Raw genomic sequence first — 14,828 nt, forward strand, 5'->3', positions numbered from 1 at the left:
GCCCAATTTTTACCAAGGAGAGGTAAGCATGGCTTTCGATGCCTATATTCAAATCGCGGAAATCACTGGCGAAGCACTGGACGAGCAGTACGCCAACTGGATCGAAATCATCGGCTACAAGTTCGGTGCCAATCAGAGCACCTCTGCCACCGCAAGCTCAGCGGGTGGCGCATCATCAGGCCGCACCACACTCACCAACTTTACCTTCACCAAATACCTGGACAGTGCTAGCTGCAAGCTGCTGGAGGCTAGCTGTGCCGGGCAGCACCTGAAGGAAGTGAAGCTAGTGGTGTGCCGTGCCGGTACCGAAAAGCTCAAGTACTACGAAGTCGTTCTCGAAGAAGTGATCATCGCCGATTACGCCCAGAGCGCCAGCGCCGGGGTGCCGATAGAAGTGATTCAATTGAACTACGGCCGCATCAAGACCACCTATACGCGGCAGAAACGCCGCGACGGCAGCGCGGGCGGCAACGTGACCGGCGGCTGGGACCGCATCGCCAACAAGAAGTATGCGTGAGGTGCGACCATGTCCGAGGCACGCAGCTTTATCAATCCTCAGGCGCAATCGTATGAGTCGCTGAAGGCTGACACGCCCATGTCGGCCAATCAGCGGGCCAAGTTTGATGTGCTGAATGCACATATCGCCAATGGTGTGGTGTTCTCTGGCGAGCTTGTAATCTTGGGTGACCCAAGCACTCCGACCTGCACCAGTCATGAAGCTTTCCTCATGGGGAAGGCGGCTGGAATACACCTGGACATTGAGTTGGGCGGAGGGGGAATTGATGGATTCCTACTGGAGAACTATGAGTTGCTGCAGAGTTTGCTGGTCCGTGCTTCCATAGGCGCAGGCGTAGCCAGTGACGCCTGGAGTAAGCACGTCGAAGCTATCAAGAAAACGCTTGAAGAGATTGAGCAGCTTCATAGAGAGTATTTGAATCACGGTACGTTGAAAGAGCGTAATGATTTTTATGCGAAGCGCACAGCTTTGTTTCTGAAGTTGGAGGCGCAATTGGATGGCATGGCCGCATATGGGTCAGGGTTGCGAAGCAGGGGCAAGATCAAGAGGGCGCTTGGTATATCTACAAAAAGTTTTTTGCATACTGGCGAAATTAGCGGTTACTCAGAAAAGATAGCGGGTGTGGCGAGGGCCGCTAGTTGGATTAAAAAGGGGGCGTATGTGGGCATGGCGCTGGATTTGGCGTCAACGGAGTTATCGATTCGTCAAGCTTGCATGCTCGGTCGAGAGGATGATTGTCGAAGAGTTAAGTATATCGAGCGAAGTTCATTGGCCGCTAGCTGGGGGATTGGAGGTGCGATTGGATATGTTGGGGCAGCATTGGGCCCAATGGTCTGTGTTGCGGTCGGTATTCCCACGGGAGGAACGGCAACTATCGCGTGCGCAGTGCTGGGGGGGGCCGCTGGTGGTATGGCTGGTGGGGCGCTAGGAAAAATGGGAGGCGAGACTTTGGGTGAGATTTTTTATGAGGCCGTACGATGAATAGCCAGCAGGTGGCTGTGCTCGGTGTTTTTTTGATTATTTCACCCTTCTTGATGTTCGTTGTACTGGCCTTTGTTGCGCATCGATGCTTGGGACGTATCGAATCATACTTGTCGAATAGTCGCATGGTGGTCGTTAATAGGGAGATGTACGGCAGCTCTGGCCTGTTTGGAAGGGTCATGCGCCTCGGCTCAATTTCAGCAATGTTAACAATGAGATCCTTTAGCGTTCGTAAAGGAATGTTAGATGGCGAAGACGTCCGCAAGACTCCAGTCGATCTGAAGAAATTGTTAGTGCGTTTATGGGTTGCTCAGATTCTACTAATTACACTGATCGTACTATTTTTTTACTTGGCTGCTGTATTGGCAATAGCCCATAGCCCTTTGGCATTGGGGTTGGGTGGAGGGAGCATAGGAGGCTCTGTGGGGAGTTTCCTTGCTACTGCTGGCTGTACTTTTGTGTTGGGAGTTACCACGGGGCCTGGTGCGCTTGCCTGCGCAGTCTTGGGAGGGGCGATGGGTAGTGTCGTTGGTGGGAATATTGGAGCAGAAGGAGGTGAAGTTATTGGTGAGTATTTGTATCGGAGGGTGGCGGAATGAGTATTGAGCCAGCGCTGGTATGGATGTCCATCTTAGGGCCGGGTTGCCTGGCTATGTTGGTACTGATATACGTGGCTCACAAGCATACTGATGGGATTGAAGCGTTATTGATTAACTCCAAGTACATTGGAAATATGAAAATTACTTTTTCCGGGGGGGGCTTGATTGGGAAGGTTTTACGGACGTGCGTCATTGGAGGCGTACTGATGTTCCCGGGCCCCTATGCCCGCAGGGGGCTAGTCGATTTGAGCGAGGTCGAGCGTTTCCCCGTGGGGATGAAGCGGATCATTGTAGGTGGGGTGTTAATCCTCATTATCTGTTTTTCGATGATGGTCGCATTCCGAGCATGGACGTACCTGAGTTTGCAGTAAATGCAAATTAGTTGCTATGGGAATCAGATAGCGTGAAGTCTGATGGTGGTCCAGGCTGACCAACAGCCTGGACTTGATTTCAAGCTTTGTTCGAGTAAATCTGCGTACTCAGCAATTTCACCTTCACCAAGTATCTGGACAGAGCCAGCTGCAAGCTGCTCGAGGCCAGCTGTGCCGGCCAGCACCTGAAGGAAGTGAAGCTAGTGGTGTGCCGTGCCGGTACCGAAAAGCTCAAGTACTACGAAGTCGTTCTCGAAGAAGTGATCATCGCCGATTACGCCCAGAGCGCCAGCGCCGGGGTGCCGATAGAAGTGATTCAATTGAACTACGGCCGCATCAAGACAACCTACACCCGGCAGAAACGTCTCGATGGCAGCGCCGGCGGTAATGTCACTGGGGGTTGGGACCGCATCAACAACAAGAAGTACGCGTGAGGTGCGACCATGTCCGAGGCACGCAGCTTTATCAATCCTCAGGCGCAATCGTATGAGTCGCTGAAGGCTGGCACGCCCATGTCGGCCAATCAGCGGGCCAAGTTTGATGTGCTGAATGCACATATCGCCAATGGTGTGGTTGTCGGCGGGGAGCTTGTGATTGTTGGTGATCCCAGCACGCCCATGTGCACAGGTCATGAAGCACTCTTGATGGCGAAGGCGGCGGGAATACATCATCAGCTTGAGATTAACGGCGCAGGGGTAGATGACTTTCTTCTGGATAACTACGAGTTTTTGAAAAGCCTGCTCGCCCATGCTTCCATGGGAGCTGGCGCTGTGAGCGACGGCTGGAGCAGATACCTTGCTGTTGGTGGTGCTATAGGCGGTACGGCCGTAGGTGATATCGGTGAGATGGTTGGTGAGTTGTTATATGAGGTGCCGCAATGACTAGCTTCGACACGAGGTGGTTAGGTCTTCCTTTGATGGTAGCTATGTTTATAGTCATATTTGTGTGGATTTATATTTCAGTTCGTTATGTAAATTACATAGAATCGTTACTTTCTAATAGTTCAATGGTTTCGGGTAACAAAAGGATTTTTAGCTCCGCCGGCTTGCTAGGTAAAGTGATGCGTACCGGTTCGGCGTCCGTCATGTTGTCGATGAGGGCGATTTGTATTCGTAAAGGCCTTCTGGATCGTCAGGATGTAAAGAGGTTTCCTGGTGGTTTGCGGCGTATGCTAGTTGGCTTGTGGTTTGTTCATGTGGCTGTTTTTTTATCGCTCATTGGTCTTTGGGTGTGGTTGAAATTGGTAGGCTATTAGTAGTTTTCGGCTGGAGCCTGCGGTGAGCAGAAGCGAGCTGTCTTCATCGTTAAATTTGTAAGGAATTTCGCACAATAGTCTTGGTTAGTTACCTACTAGTGCAGTGCCAGGCACCGGGGTATAGTGTCAGCCGGGCCTGAAGGAAGAGCGCGAGAATGAGTGCCGTAGCTTTGACGATAATCGCGTCTATCCTGCTCGCTTGTATGGCAATCAGCGTGTGTGTGATGGTTTACTTAGCTTGTCGATCTATAGAGGCTATCGAAAAAGCTTTAGCGAAATGCAAGTATATTCAGAGTAACAGGGAAAACTTTTCAGCGGCTGGTCTTGTTGGAAAATTAATGCGTACTTGCCTGGCGGCAAATATGCTGATGATTCCAGGGTTGTTTGTTCGAAAAGGTGTGGCAGATGTTTCAGATCTCGAGAATTTTCCAAGGCCTATTAAAAGAGTTTTGTTGCCGTCTTGGATGGGGCTTGTAGTGTCGACGACCTTGTTCTTTGCTTTCAACTGGCTGGTGGGAGTTTTAAAGTGAACTTGTGATGAAGTCTCAAGTACTCAGGCTTGTGCCCAGGCCACATGGCAGCCTGGGCAAGCTTTCAAGCCTTGTTCAGATACATCCGCGTAGTCAGCAAATACACCGGCAACCCCGACACCACAATCAGCAATGCCGCATAAGGCGCCGCCGCCGCGAACTCGACGTTTGCCGTATGCGCCCACACCTCGGTCGCCAGGGTGGTCATGCCGGTCGGGCTGAGCAGCAGCGTTGCCGTAAGCTCTTTCATGGCATCCAGGAACACCAGGGCAAACGCTGCCGCCATGGCCGGGAAGATAATCGGCAGGGTCACCCGGCAGAACGCGGCAAAACTGCTCGCACCCAGCGTACGCGCAGCTTCTTCCAGCGTTGGCGAAGCCTTGTTCAGCGCGGTGCGCACCGGCGATTGCGCCAACGGCAGGAACAGCAGTGCATAGGCCAGCAGCAACAGCGCCGTGGTCTGGTACAGCGCCGGCACATAGTGCAAGGCGAAGAACACCAGGGTCAGGGCGATCACCAGGCCGGGCAGGGCGTGCAGCAGGTACGGCAGGCGCTCGGCCCAGATCGCCAGGCGGCCTTTGTAGCGCACCACCAGGAAGCTGATCGGCAGCGCCAACAGCACGCAGAAGCCGGCACCGCCAAGTGACACCGACAGTGAGGTGAACAGCGCCTTGGAAATGGCCGCCACCGGGAATGCCGCTGAGGAACCTACGCTAAGCCAGTAGCCGAGCATCGCCAGGGGAATGCCGCTGCCCAGCACTGCCAGGCCCAGGCAGAACAGCTGCGCCGGCACCGCCCAACCACGCAGCCGCACCGGTTGTGCACGGCGTGCCACGCCCTGGCCGATGCGTACATGGCGGGCCTTGCCGCGCACGCGCAGCTCCAGCCACAGCATCACCAGGCACATCGCCAACAGGACGGCAGACAACATGGCCGCGTTGGCGTTGCTGAACTCCAGTTCGAACTGCTGGTAAATCGCCGTGGTGAAGGTTTGCAGGCCGAGAATCGACAGCGCACCGAACTCCACCAGCATGTGCAGGGCAATCAGCAGGGCACCGCCAAGCATCGATGGCCACAGCAGGGGCAGGGTCACCTTGGTGAATACGCCCCAGCGGCTACAACCCAGGGTGCGCGCCGACTCCTCCAGGGAGGTGTCGAGGTTGCGCAGGGTCGCGGCCACCGGCAGGAACACCAGCGGGTACTTGGACAGGGCCATGACCATGATCGCCCCGCCCAACCCTTCGAAGTCCGAGCTCAGCGATACCCAGGTGAAGCTGCTGACGAACGACGGTACGGCAAACGGCAGGCACAGCACCACCCCCCACAGCCGGCGACCGGCCAGGTTGCTGCGCTCCAGCAGCCAGGCCAGCGCCAGACCGACCACCATGCAGGTCAGCGTTACACCGACCATCAGCAGCAGGGTATTGCGCATCAGCCCCCAGACAAAGGGCCGCCACAGCAGGTACAGGGCTTCGTGCCAGCCGGCTTCCCAGGCTTTGATCGCCACATAAGCCAGGGGCAGCAAGCTCATCGCCACCAGAAACAGCACAGGCAGCACGACCCAGATCGAAGGGCGCTTGCGGCGCGGTACGAAGCGTACCGGCAGCGGGGTGGACAGGGCGGCGGTCATCAGAGCAGGCCGACCTCGCGTTCCAGCTCGATGGCTTCTTCGGCATTACCCAGGTCAGCTGGCGAAATCTTCGGCGGGCGCAGTTCATCGAACGGTTTCAGGCCGCGGTCCGAAACCATGCCTTTGTGCAATGGGTACTCCGCGGTGGTCTGGGTGATCACGCGCTGGCCTTCTTCGCTGGCCATCCAGTTGAGCAGGGCCTGGGCCTCTTTCGGGTGCTTGCTGGCCTTCACGGCCGCGGCGCCCGAGATGGTCACCAGATTGCCGGCGTCGCCGTCGGCCAGGTAGTACAGTTTCGAATCGAGCTTGCCGCGCTCACGCTCCAGGGCGTACCAGTAATAGTTGTTCACCAGTACGGCAGCCACTTCGCCTTTTTCCACGGCCTTCAGCGCGACCATGTTGTTGGTGTAGGTCTTGCCGAAGGCCTTCAGGCCGGTCAGCCATTCTTCGGTGGCTTCACGCCCGTGCATCTTCAGGATGGCAACGGCCTGCTCCTGGAACGCACCGCTGGTCGGTACATAGCCTACGCGGCCTTCCCAGTCAGGGTTGGCGAAGTCCATGACGGTGGTCGGCAGGTCTTTCTCGTCGATCTTCTTCGGGTTGTAGACCACCACGCGGGTGCGCGCGGTAACGCCCATCCAGGTGCCGTTGGCAGCCACATATTCCTTGGGCAGCATGTTCAGCGTGGCGTCGTCGATCTTCGCCAGCAGGCCCAGCTCGCCCAGGTTGTTCAACGGTGGCGATTCTTCGGTGTAGATGATGTCGGCCGGCGAGCGATCGCCTTCCTCGATGATCTGGCTGGCCAGCTGGTTGCTGCTGCCTTTGCGGATATTGATGTGGATACCGGTCTTGGCCTCGTAGGCCTTGGCGATGGCTTCGCCGATTTCCTTGTGCTGACCGTTGTACATGGTCAGGGTGACCGGTGCGTCAGCCATGGCGGCCGGAGCGCCGATGACCAGGCTCAGCACGGCGGCGGCCAAGGTACGCATCAGCGGTTGCGGGCGGATCGTCATGCGGGTACTTCCTCGCTTACGGCAACATATTTGGAAACAATGGTAAACGAAATCGTTTCTCATGTGGCCGGGTGACGATAAATTCATCGTCAGACCATGGTGCAAGGGGTGGGGGAGGGTACAAAAACCGCAGGCAAGAAAAAACCCACTAGCAAGCTAGTGGGTTTCTGTATGGTGCCCAGGAGAAGACTCGAACTTCCACGACCGTTAAGTCACTGATACCTGAAACCAGCGCGTCTACCAATTCCGCCACCTGGGCAAAGCTTTACATCTTCTGGAGAAGGCGACTATCGTTCGCTTTCACACAGTAGTAACAGATCCTTGGTCATCTGTTACTTGAAATACTTGGTGCCCAGGAGAAGACTCGAACTTCCACGACCTTGCGGTCACTGATACCTGAAACCAGCGCGTCTACCAATTCCGCCACCTGGGCACACATTCGAGATTATTTGGTGCTTTACAGCGCCGCTAATCTCTATTACAACTTCGGGCTAGTCCGTCGTTGTGGTGCGCACTATACGGGCGGCTTGGGGGGCTGTAAACCCCCTTGGCAAAAAAAAATTCAAAAATTTCAACTTGTTGATTCCACTGGCCTATTCCTGCTGTTTACGCACTGCAGCGGGGGCTGTCCAAGGCCGACATTTCCGGTTTCAATACGCCTATGCCAGAATTCCTATCTATATACCCCAAGGTGAACCCCTTCTGATGGCCGATTGGCAATCCCTCGATCCCGAGGCCGCTCGCGAAGCGGAAAAATACGATAACCCCATTCCCAGCCGTGAGCTGATCCTGCAATGCCTTGCCGACCGTGGCGAGCCCGCCGCACGCGAGGAGCTGGCGAAAGAATTTGGTCTGTATGAAGAAGACCAGATCGAAGCCTTGCGCCGCCGTCTGCGTGCCATGGAGCGCGATGGCCAGCTTATCTATACCCGGCGCGGCACTTATGCCCCGGTAGACAAGCTGGACCTGATCTGCGGCCGCGTCTCTGGCCACCGCGACGGCTTCGGTTTCCTTATTCCAGATGACGGCAGCGAAGACCTGTTCCTCAGCCCCTCGCAGATGCGCCTGGTGTTCGACGGTGACCGCGGCCTGGCGCGCGTGTCCGGCGTGGACCGCCGCGGCCGTCGCGAAGGCGTGCTGGTCGAGGTCATCTCCCGCGCCCACGAAAGCGTGGTCGGCCGCTTCTTCGAAGAAGGCGGCATCGGCTACGTGACCCCCGACAACCCCAAGATCCAGCAAGAAGTGCTGGTGACTGCGGGGCGCAACGGTGGTGCCAAGATCGGCCAGTTCGTCGAGATCAAGATCACCCATTGGCCAACCCCGCGCTTCCAGCCGCAAGGCGACGTGGTGGAGGTCATTGGCAACTACATGGCCCCCGGCATGGAAATCGACGTTGCCCTGCGCAGCTACGATATCCCCCATGTGTGGCCCAAGGACGTGATCAAGGAAGCGCGCAAGTTCCGCTCTGAAGTCGAAGACAAGGACAAAGAGAAGCGCATCGACCTGCGTCACCTGCCGTTCGTCACCATCGACGGTGAAGACGCCCGCGACTTCGACGACGCCGTGTATTGCGAGCCGCTGGGCAAGCTGCGCCTGTTCTCCGGTGGCTGGCGCCTGTATGTGGCCATTGCCGACGTGTCCAGCTATGTACGCCTGGGTTCGGCCCTGGACGTCGAAGCGCAGCAGCGTGGCAACTCGGTGTACTTCCCCGAGCGCGTGGTGCCGATGCTCCCCGAGGAGCTGTCCAACGGCCTGTGCTCGCTGAACCCGCACGTTGATCGCCTGGCCATGGTCTGCGAAATGACCATGAACAAGGCCGGCCAGATGGTCGACTATCAGTTCTACGAAGGCGTTATCCACTCCCACGCCCGCCTGACCTACAACAAGGTCAGCAGCATGCTCGAGCACTCGCGCACCCGTGAAGGCAAGGCGCTGCGCGAAGAGTACAAGGCGGTCGTGCCAGACCTGAAGAACCTGTACAACCTGTACAAGGTGCTGGTGGAAGCGCGTCACACCCGTGGCGCCATCGACTTCGAAACCCAGGAAACCCGCATCATCTTCGGCGACGAGCGCAAGATCGCGGAAATCCGCCCGACCGTGCGCAACGATGCCCACAAGCTGATCGAAGAGTGCATGCTGGCTGCCAACGTGGCCACTGCCGAGTTCCTGCAGAAGCACGGCGTGCCAGCCCTGTACCGTGTGCACGACGGCCCGCCGCCGGAGCGCCTGGAAAAACTGCGCGCCTTCCTTGGCGAGCTGGGCCTCAGCCTGCACAAAGGCAAGGACCCGTCGCCGAAGGATTACCAGGCCCTGCTGGCGAGCATCGCCGGGCGCCCGGACTTCCACCTGATCCAGACGGTGATGCTGCGCTCGCTGAGCCAGGCCGTGTACAGCACCGAGAACAATGGCCACTTCGGCCTCAACTACGAGGCTTACACCCACTTCACCTCGCCGATCCGCCGTTACCCGGACCTGCTGGTGCACCGCGCCATTCGCAGCATCATCCGCTCCAAGGTCGACACCCCGCACGTCAAGCGGGCTGGTGCCATGAGTATTCCCAAGGCGCGCATTTACCCGTACGACGAGAACACCCTCGAGCAACTGGGTGAGCAGTGCTCGATGACCGAGCGCCGGGCCGACGAAGCCACCCGCGACGTGGTCAACTGGCTCAAGTGCGAGTTCATGAAAGACCGCGTGGGCGAGACCTTCCCGGGTGTGATCACCGCCGTGACCGGCTTCGGCCTGTTCGTCGAGTTGACCGACATCTACGTGGAAGGCCTGGTGCACGTCAGTGCGCTGCCGGGCGACTACTACCACTTCGACCCGGTGCACCACCGCCTGTCCGGCGAGCGCACCGGGCGCAGTTTCCGCCTGGGCGACACCATCGAAGTGAAGGTCATGCGGGTAGACCTGGACGAGCGCAAGATCGACTTCGAAGTGGCCCAGTCGACCCTGGCGGCACCTATCGGTCGCAAGCAGCGCGGCGCCGCGCCAGCAGCTGACCAGGCCGAGCAGCCGCCGCTGAGCGAGACGAAGGCCACGCCAAAGCCGCGCAGCCGCAAAAGCGAGGCTGCCGAAGCCTACTTCCCGAAAGACGCGGTGCAGCGTAATGCCGAAGTGCGCAAGAGCCGCGAGATGAAAAAGGCGCTGATGAGCGAGGCGCGCACGGGCGGCCACGCCAGCAGTAAGTCGGACAAAGGTGGCAAGGCCACCGGCAAACCGACCAAGCACCGTAAAGGCCCACCGAAGTCCGGTGCGCCACGCAAGAGCAAGAGCAAGTCATGAGTCAGCTGGAAAAGATCTACGGCGTGCACGCCGTGCAGGCATTGCTGCAGCACCATCCGAAGCGGGTCAAGCAGATCTGGCTGTCGGAAGGGCGCAGCGAGCCACGCCTGCAGGCGCTGTTGGCACTGGCCGCGGAAAACCGCGTGGCGGTTGGCCAGGCCGAGCGCCGCGAAATGGATGCCTGGGTCGAGGGGGTGCACCAGGGCGTTGTCGCCGAGGTCAGCCCTAGCCAGGTGTGGGGCGAACTGATGCTCGAAGAGTTGCTCGAGCGCACGGAAACCCCGCCGCTGATCCTGGTGCTGGACGGTGTGACCGACCCGCACAACCTTGGCGCCTGCCTGCGTACTGCCGATGCGGCCGGCGCCACGGCAGTGATCGTACCCAAGGACAAGTCGGCCACCCTGACCCCGGTGGTGCGCAAGGTGGCCTGCGGCGCTGCCGAGGTCATTCCGCTGGTGGCTGTCACCAACCTGGCGCGTACGCTGGAGAAATTGCAGCAACGTGGCCTGTGGGTGGTCGGTACCGCGGGTGAGGCCGAGCAGGAGATCTACCAGCAAGACCTGACCGGGCCGCTGGTGATGATCATGGGTGCTGAAGGCAAGGGCATGCGCCGCCTCACCCGTGAACATTGCGACTTCCTGGTGAAGTTGCCGATGAGCGGCAGCGTCAGCAGCCTTAACGTATCGGTCGCCACGGGCGTGTGCCTGTTTGAGGCCGTGCGTCAGCGCCAGGCCAAGCGCTGATCTTAAGCCTGTACCGGCCCCTTCGCGGGCACGCCCGCTCCCACAGGTTCGCTGCTGCCTCTGGCAACGCAGCTTTCCTGTGGGAGCGGGCGTGCCCGCGAAGGGCGCTTGACGCCATGTGAATATGTTTCAGGCTGTTCAAATATTCGCCAATTGCCTTGCTTGTGCGCAACGCCTTCTCTACAATTGCGCCCCTTGCCGAGCTGGCAGGCGCTCATGTGCCTCCCCTCCGTGCAAGACATACAGTGTCATTCACTCCTTGTCTGACCAGATTCACTGGCAGACTACTAACCCGTAAGGAGCATTCATGCGTCATTACGAAATCATCTTCCTGGTTCACCCGGACCAGAGCGAACAAGTCGGCGGCATGGTTGAGCGTTACACCAAGCTGATCGAAGAAGATGGTGGCAAAATCCACCGCCTGGAAGACTGGGGCCGTCGTCAACTGGCCTACGCAATCAACAATGTTCACAAGGCTCACTACGTGATGCTGAACGTTGAGTGCACCGGCAAGGCCCTGGCCGAGCTGGAAGACAACTTCCGCTACAACGATGCCGTGATCCGTAACCTGGTCATCCGTCGTGACGAAGCCGTTACCGGCCAGTCCGAGATGCTGAAGGCTGAAGAGAACCGCAGCGAGCGCCGTGAGCGTCGCGAGCGTCCTGAGCATGCTGACTCCGCCGAAGGCGACGACAGCAATGACAGCGACTCCAGCGATAACGCTGACGAGTAATCCACGGACCTTTAGAGGAGCCTATTAAATGGCACGTTTCTTCCGTCGTCGTAAATTCTGCCGCTTCACTGCTGAAGACGTGAAAGAGATCGACTTCAAAGATCTCAACACCCTGAAAGCTTACGTATCCGAAACCGGCAAGATCGTTCCAAGCCGTATCACCGGTACCAAAGCTCGTTATCAGCGTCAGCTGGCTACCGCTATCAAGCGCGCCCGCTTCCTGGCCCTGCTGCCCTACACCGACAGCCACGGCCGCTGAGACCGGGTCGTCGACAAGCAGTAAGGGACTAGCATGCGAGCGTTAGCAAGTTTCATCATGCGCGGTCGTATGCAGGCCACCCTGGTGGTGGTCATCAGCGCGGTACTGCCGCTGCTGTTCTGGTTGAGTGCCGCTGCCGGCAGCCTTGTGCTGCTGCGGCGTGGGTTCAGGGATGCTACATCGGTCATCGTCGGCGGCTTGCTCGCCGGGCTGGCTGTGTGGGTCATGGGCGATCCCATCACCTTTCTGGTGATTGCGGGTGCCCTGGCCTTGGCCGCCATGTTGCGTGCCGAGCATCCCTGGAGCCGGGTGTTGCTCGCCAGTGCCGTGTTCGCCGTGGCTTTCAGCCTCGTGCTTGATCTGGCGCTGGCGCAGACCTTCGATATGCTGGCCAAGGCGTTTGCCGAAGCCATGCCGAAAATCGAAGGGGAACCCGTGCTCTCCGGTGAGCTGATCCGCCCTGTGCTGGTCGCCTCCACAGCAGTGACGGTGCAATTGTTCAGTGTGCTGGCGTTGATGCTGGCGCGCTATTGGCAAGCAGCGTTGTACAACCCTGGAGGCTTCGGTCGCGAGTTTCGCGAGCTGAAGTTGCCGAAACAGACCATGGCGGTCTTGGTGGCAGTGATGGTGGTGGCGCCGTTTATCGGTCCGCAGTTCATCATTCTGGCATCGGCTTCCAGCCTGGTACTGGTGCTGGCCGGCATCGCGTTGACGCACGGGCTGGTGGCACAGGGGCGACTGGCCGGTTTCTGGCTGGTGGGCATGTACGTGACGTTGCCGCTGATCATGCAGCTGATTTATCCGTTGCTGGTGGTCTTGGCCATTGTCGACAGCCTGATTGATTTTCGCGGTCGCAAGTCCCCCAAGGGGAATGACTCCGCGAACGGTGAAGGTTAAAAGTTAAGAGGTTTTACCAAATGGAACTGATCCTGCTGGAAAAAGTCGCTAACCTGGGCAACCTGGGCGACAAAGTAAAAGTTAAGGCTGGTTACGGCCGTAACTTCCTGCTGCCATTCGGCAAGGCCACCGTTGCCAACGCCGCCAACCTGGCTGCGTTCGAAGAGCGTCGTGCCGAGCTGGAAAAAGCAGCCGCTGACAAGAAAGCTTCGGCTGAAAGCCGCGCTGCCCAACTGGCCGAGCTGGAAGTGACCATCACTGCCACCGCTGGCGACGAAGGCAAGCTGTTCGGTTCGATCGGCACCCACGACATCGCTGACGCCCTGACCGCCTCTGGCGTTGAAGTGGCCAAAGCTGAAGTTCGTCTGCCGAACGGCACTATCCGTCAGGTTGGCGAATACGACGTAGCCGTGCACCTGCACAGCGACGTTGAAGCCACTGTACGTGTGGTTGTCGTAGCTGCCTAAGCTGCGCTGACTGGCTGGCTCCCTGCGAGCCAGGCAGTTAACATCGGGCACGGTCCTGTTTCCTACAGGCCGTGCCCTTTGTCTTTTTCGTCCTCCAGAATTCTTTCGTGGCCATGAACGAGATCACCACTTCCGAACAGCTAGACCTGCAAACCGCAGCCCTCAAGGTGCCGCCGCATTCCATCGAGGCCGAACAGGCCGTGCTCGGTGGCCTGATGCTGGACAACAACGCCTGGGAGCGGGTGCTGGATCAGGTATCGGACGGCGATTTCTATCGGCATGACCACCGCCTGATCTTCCGTGCCGTGCACAAGTTGGCCGACGCCAACCAGCCATTCGACGTGGTTACCCTGCACGAGCAACTGGACAAGGAAGGCCTGTCTTCGCAAGTTGGCGGCCTGGCGTACCTGGCAGAACTGGCCAAGAACACGCCGTCGGTGGCGAACATCAAGGCCTATGCCGCGATCATTCGCGAGCGCGCCACGTTGCGCCAGCTGATCAGCATCAGTACCGACATCGCCGACAACGCCTTCAACCCGCAAGGGCGCAACGCCGAAGAGATCCTCGACGATGCCGAGCGGCAGATTTTCCAGATTGCCGAGGCCCGGCCGAAAACCGGTGGCCCGGTGGGGGTCAACGAGCTGTTGACCATGGCCATCGACCGTATCGACACCTTGTTCAACTCCGACAGCGACATTACCGGTGTATCCACGGGCTTTACCGACCTGGACGAGAAGACCAGCGGCCTGCAGGCGGCCGACTTGATCATCGTTGCTGGCCGCCCGTCGATGGGCAAGACCACCTTTGCCATGAACCTGGTGGAAAACGCCGTACTGCGTACCGACAAGGCCGTGCTGGTGTTCTCGCTGGAAATGCCAGGTGAGTCGCTGATCATGCGTATGCTGTCGTCGCTGGGCCGCATCGACCAGACCAAGGTCCGTTCCGGCCAGCTGGACGACGATGACTGGCCGCGGTTGACTTCGGCGGTGAACCTGCTCAACGACCGCAAGTTGTTCATCGACGACACCGCGGGCATCAGCCCCTCGGAAATGCGCGCGCGCACCCGCCGCCTGGCCCGTGAACACGGCGAAATCGCCATGATCATGGTCGATTACCTGCAGCTGATGCAGATTCCGGGTTCGGCCGGTGATAACCGCACCAACGAAATTTCCGAGATTTCCCGCTCGCTCAAAGCCTTGGCAAAGGAATTCAACTGCCCCGTCATCGCCCTGTCGCAGCTGAACCGCTCGCTGGAACAGCGCCCGAACAAGCGCCCGGTGAACTCCGACTTGCGTGAGTCCGGTGCAATCGAGCAGGACGCCGACGTGATCATGTTCGTGTACCGCGACGAGGTGTACCACCCCGAGACCGAGCACAAGGGCGTGGCGGAAATCATCATCGGTAAACAGCGTAACGGCCCGATCGGCTTTGTCCGTTTGGCGTTTATCGGCAAGTACACCCGCTTCGAAAACCTCGCGCCGGGCATGTACAACTTCGATGATGATGAATAACTCACTGTAGGAGCGGCCTTGCGTCGCGATGGGCTGC

Annotated in this window: 14 protein-coding genes, 2 tRNA genes and 2 pseudogenes; 14 read left to right on the plus strand and 4 right to left on the minus strand. The window is 58.5% G+C overall.

Annotated elements, in window-relative coordinates:
• The first annotated feature begins 28 nt into the window (after positions 1 to 28).
• The 7 genes and pseudogenes from B3361_RS14840 to B3361_RS14870 all read left to right on the plus strand — a co-directional run bounded on the left by B3361_RS14840 (position 29) and on the right by B3361_RS14870 (position 4,253).
• Positions 29 to 517, plus strand: coding sequence for an Hcp family type VI secretion system effector (locus B3361_RS14840; protein ID WP_029885899.1), 489 nt, complete (start codon positions 29 to 31; stop codon positions 515 to 517).
• Positions 518 to 526: 9 nt separating this feature from the next.
• The gene (locus B3361_RS14845; protein ID WP_154211062.1) at positions 527 to 1,498 is read left to right on the plus strand and encodes a hypothetical protein; all 972 of its coding nucleotides are present in this window, start codon (positions 527 to 529) and stop codon (positions 1,496 to 1,498) included.
• Positions 1,495 to 2,097 (plus strand): hypothetical protein, encoded by a 603-nt coding sequence (locus B3361_RS14850; RefSeq protein ID WP_286920266.1) that lies wholly within the window; start codon positions 1,495 to 1,497, stop codon positions 2,095 to 2,097. Before B3361_RS14845 ends, B3361_RS14850 begins: the two co-directional genes overlap by 4 nt.
• 478 nt (positions 2,098 to 2,575) lie before the next feature.
• Positions 2,576 to 2,902, plus strand: a pseudogene (locus B3361_RS14855) (Hcp family type VI secretion system effector); the annotation flags it as partial.
• Positions 2,903 to 2,911: 9 nt separating this feature from the next.
• Positions 2,912 to 3,265: pseudogene (locus tag B3361_RS14860) on the plus strand (hypothetical protein); the annotation flags it as partial.
• Between the two features lie 80 nt (positions 3,266 to 3,345).
• Positions 3,346 to 3,723 carry a hypothetical protein gene (locus B3361_RS14865; RefSeq protein ID WP_033690021.1) on the plus strand — a complete coding sequence of 126 codons (378 nt, stop codon included), beginning with the start codon at positions 3,346 to 3,348 and terminating at the stop codon, positions 3,721 to 3,723.
• A gap of 155 nt (positions 3,724 to 3,878) precedes the next feature.
• Complete coding sequence (locus tag B3361_RS14870; protein ID WP_033690019.1) at positions 3,879 to 4,253, plus strand: hypothetical protein; 375 nt, start codon at positions 3,879 to 3,881, stop codon at positions 4,251 to 4,253.
• A 64-nt stretch (positions 4,254 to 4,317) separates the two neighbouring features.
• Here B3361_RS14870 and B3361_RS14875 read toward each other — a convergent pair whose 3' ends face one another.
• The 4 genes from B3361_RS14875 to B3361_RS14890 form a co-directional block, all read right to left on the minus strand.
• Positions 4,318 to 5,883 carry an ABC transporter permease gene (locus B3361_RS14875; RefSeq protein WP_054904830.1) on the minus strand — a complete coding sequence of 522 codons (1,566 nt, stop codon included), beginning with the start codon at positions 5,881 to 5,883 and terminating at the stop codon, positions 4,318 to 4,320.
• Positions 5,883 to 6,896, minus strand: a complete 1,014-nt coding sequence (locus B3361_RS14880) for an extracellular solute-binding protein (protein ID WP_009681291.1) — start codon at positions 6,894 to 6,896, stop codon at positions 5,883 to 5,885. The genes B3361_RS14875 and B3361_RS14880 overlap by 1 nt, the downstream gene beginning before the upstream one ends.
• 172 nt (positions 6,897 to 7,068) lie before the next feature.
• Positions 7,069 to 7,155: transfer RNA gene (locus tag B3361_RS14885), tRNA-Leu, on the minus strand.
• 87 nt (positions 7,156 to 7,242) lie between these two features.
• A tRNA-Leu gene (locus B3361_RS14890) sits at positions 7,243 to 7,329 on the minus strand.
• A gap of 272 nt (positions 7,330 to 7,601) precedes the next feature.
• Here B3361_RS14890 and rnr point away from each other — a divergent pair.
• The 7 genes from rnr to dnaB all read left to right on the plus strand — a co-directional run bounded on the left by rnr (position 7,602) and on the right by dnaB (position 14,791).
• Positions 7,602 to 10,181 carry a ribonuclease R gene (rnr, locus tag B3361_RS14895; RefSeq protein WP_054904829.1) on the plus strand — a complete coding sequence of 860 codons (2,580 nt, stop codon included), beginning with the start codon at positions 7,602 to 7,604 and terminating at the stop codon, positions 10,179 to 10,181.
• The gene (rlmB, locus tag B3361_RS14900; protein WP_029887883.1) at positions 10,178 to 10,924 is read left to right on the plus strand and encodes a 23S rRNA (guanosine(2251)-2'-O)-methyltransferase RlmB; all 747 of its coding nucleotides are present in this window, start codon (positions 10,178 to 10,180) and stop codon (positions 10,922 to 10,924) included. The genes rnr and rlmB overlap by 4 nt, the downstream gene beginning before the upstream one ends.
• A gap of 307 nt (positions 10,925 to 11,231) precedes the next feature.
• The gene (gene rpsF, locus B3361_RS14905; RefSeq protein ID WP_003249557.1) at positions 11,232 to 11,657 is read left to right on the plus strand and encodes a 30S ribosomal protein S6; all 426 of its coding nucleotides are present in this window, start codon (positions 11,232 to 11,234) and stop codon (positions 11,655 to 11,657) included.
• 28 nt (positions 11,658 to 11,685) lie between these two features.
• Positions 11,686 to 11,916: a 30S ribosomal protein S18 gene (rpsR, locus tag B3361_RS14910; protein ID WP_003249563.1), complete on the plus strand. Its 231-nt coding sequence runs from the start codon at positions 11,686 to 11,688 to the stop codon at positions 11,914 to 11,916.
• Positions 11,917 to 11,949: 33 nt separating this feature from the next.
• Complete coding sequence (locus tag B3361_RS14915) at positions 11,950 to 12,813, plus strand: hypothetical protein (RefSeq protein WP_054904828.1); 864 nt, start codon at positions 11,950 to 11,952, stop codon at positions 12,811 to 12,813.
• Between the two features lie 20 nt (positions 12,814 to 12,833).
• Positions 12,834 to 13,280, plus strand: a complete 447-nt coding sequence (rplI, locus tag B3361_RS14920; RefSeq protein WP_003249568.1) for a 50S ribosomal protein L9 — start codon at positions 12,834 to 12,836, stop codon at positions 13,278 to 13,280.
• A 113-nt stretch (positions 13,281 to 13,393) separates the two neighbouring features.
• The gene (dnaB, locus tag B3361_RS14925; RefSeq protein ID WP_009681285.1) at positions 13,394 to 14,791 is read left to right on the plus strand and encodes a replicative DNA helicase; all 1,398 of its coding nucleotides are present in this window, start codon (positions 13,394 to 13,396) and stop codon (positions 14,789 to 14,791) included.
• Positions 14,792 to 14,828 lie beyond the last annotated feature (37 nt).

This window comes from Pseudomonas sp. UBA6699 (assembly GCF_002454615.1).
In the GTDB taxonomy this organism is placed as follows: Bacteria; Pseudomonadota; Gammaproteobacteria; order Pseudomonadales; family Pseudomonadaceae; genus Aquipseudomonas; species Aquipseudomonas juntendi.

What these genes read in the sequence shown, in the direction of transcription:
- B3361_RS14840 (WP_029885899.1), top strand. Translation starts at nt 29, where the DNA reads ATGGCTTTCGATGCCTATATTCAAATCGCGGAAATCACTGGCGAAGCA.
- B3361_RS14845 (WP_154211062.1), top strand. Translation starts at nt 527, where the DNA reads ATGTCCGAGGCACGCAGCTTTATCAATCCTCAGGCGCAATCGTATGAG.
- B3361_RS14850 (WP_286920266.1), top strand. Translation starts at nt 1,495, where the DNA reads ATGAATAGCCAGCAGGTGGCTGTGCTCGGTGTTTTTTTGATTATTTCA.
- B3361_RS14865 (WP_033690021.1), top strand. Translation starts at nt 3,346, where the DNA reads ATGACTAGCTTCGACACGAGGTGGTTAGGTCTTCCTTTGATGGTAGCT.
- B3361_RS14870 (WP_033690019.1), top strand. Translation starts at nt 3,879, where the DNA reads ATGAGTGCCGTAGCTTTGACGATAATCGCGTCTATCCTGCTCGCTTGT.
- B3361_RS14875 (WP_054904830.1), bottom strand. Translation starts at nt 5,883, where the DNA reads ATGACCGCCGCCCTGTCCACCCCGCTGCCGGTACGCTTCGTACCGCGC.
- B3361_RS14880 (WP_009681291.1), bottom strand. Translation starts at nt 6,896, where the DNA reads ATGACGATCCGCCCGCAACCGCTGATGCGTACCTTGGCCGCCGCCGTG.
- rnr (WP_054904829.1), top strand. Translation starts at nt 7,602, where the DNA reads ATGGCCGATTGGCAATCCCTCGATCCCGAGGCCGCTCGCGAAGCGGAA.
- rlmB (WP_029887883.1), top strand. Translation starts at nt 10,178, where the DNA reads ATGAGTCAGCTGGAAAAGATCTACGGCGTGCACGCCGTGCAGGCATTG.
- rpsF (WP_003249557.1), top strand. Translation starts at nt 11,232, where the DNA reads ATGCGTCATTACGAAATCATCTTCCTGGTTCACCCGGACCAGAGCGAA.
- rpsR (WP_003249563.1), top strand. Translation starts at nt 11,686, where the DNA reads ATGGCACGTTTCTTCCGTCGTCGTAAATTCTGCCGCTTCACTGCTGAA.
- B3361_RS14915 (WP_054904828.1), top strand. Translation starts at nt 11,950, where the DNA reads ATGCGAGCGTTAGCAAGTTTCATCATGCGCGGTCGTATGCAGGCCACC.
- rplI (WP_003249568.1), top strand. Translation starts at nt 12,834, where the DNA reads ATGGAACTGATCCTGCTGGAAAAAGTCGCTAACCTGGGCAACCTGGGC.
- dnaB (WP_009681285.1), top strand. Translation starts at nt 13,394, where the DNA reads ATGAACGAGATCACCACTTCCGAACAGCTAGACCTGCAAACCGCAGCC.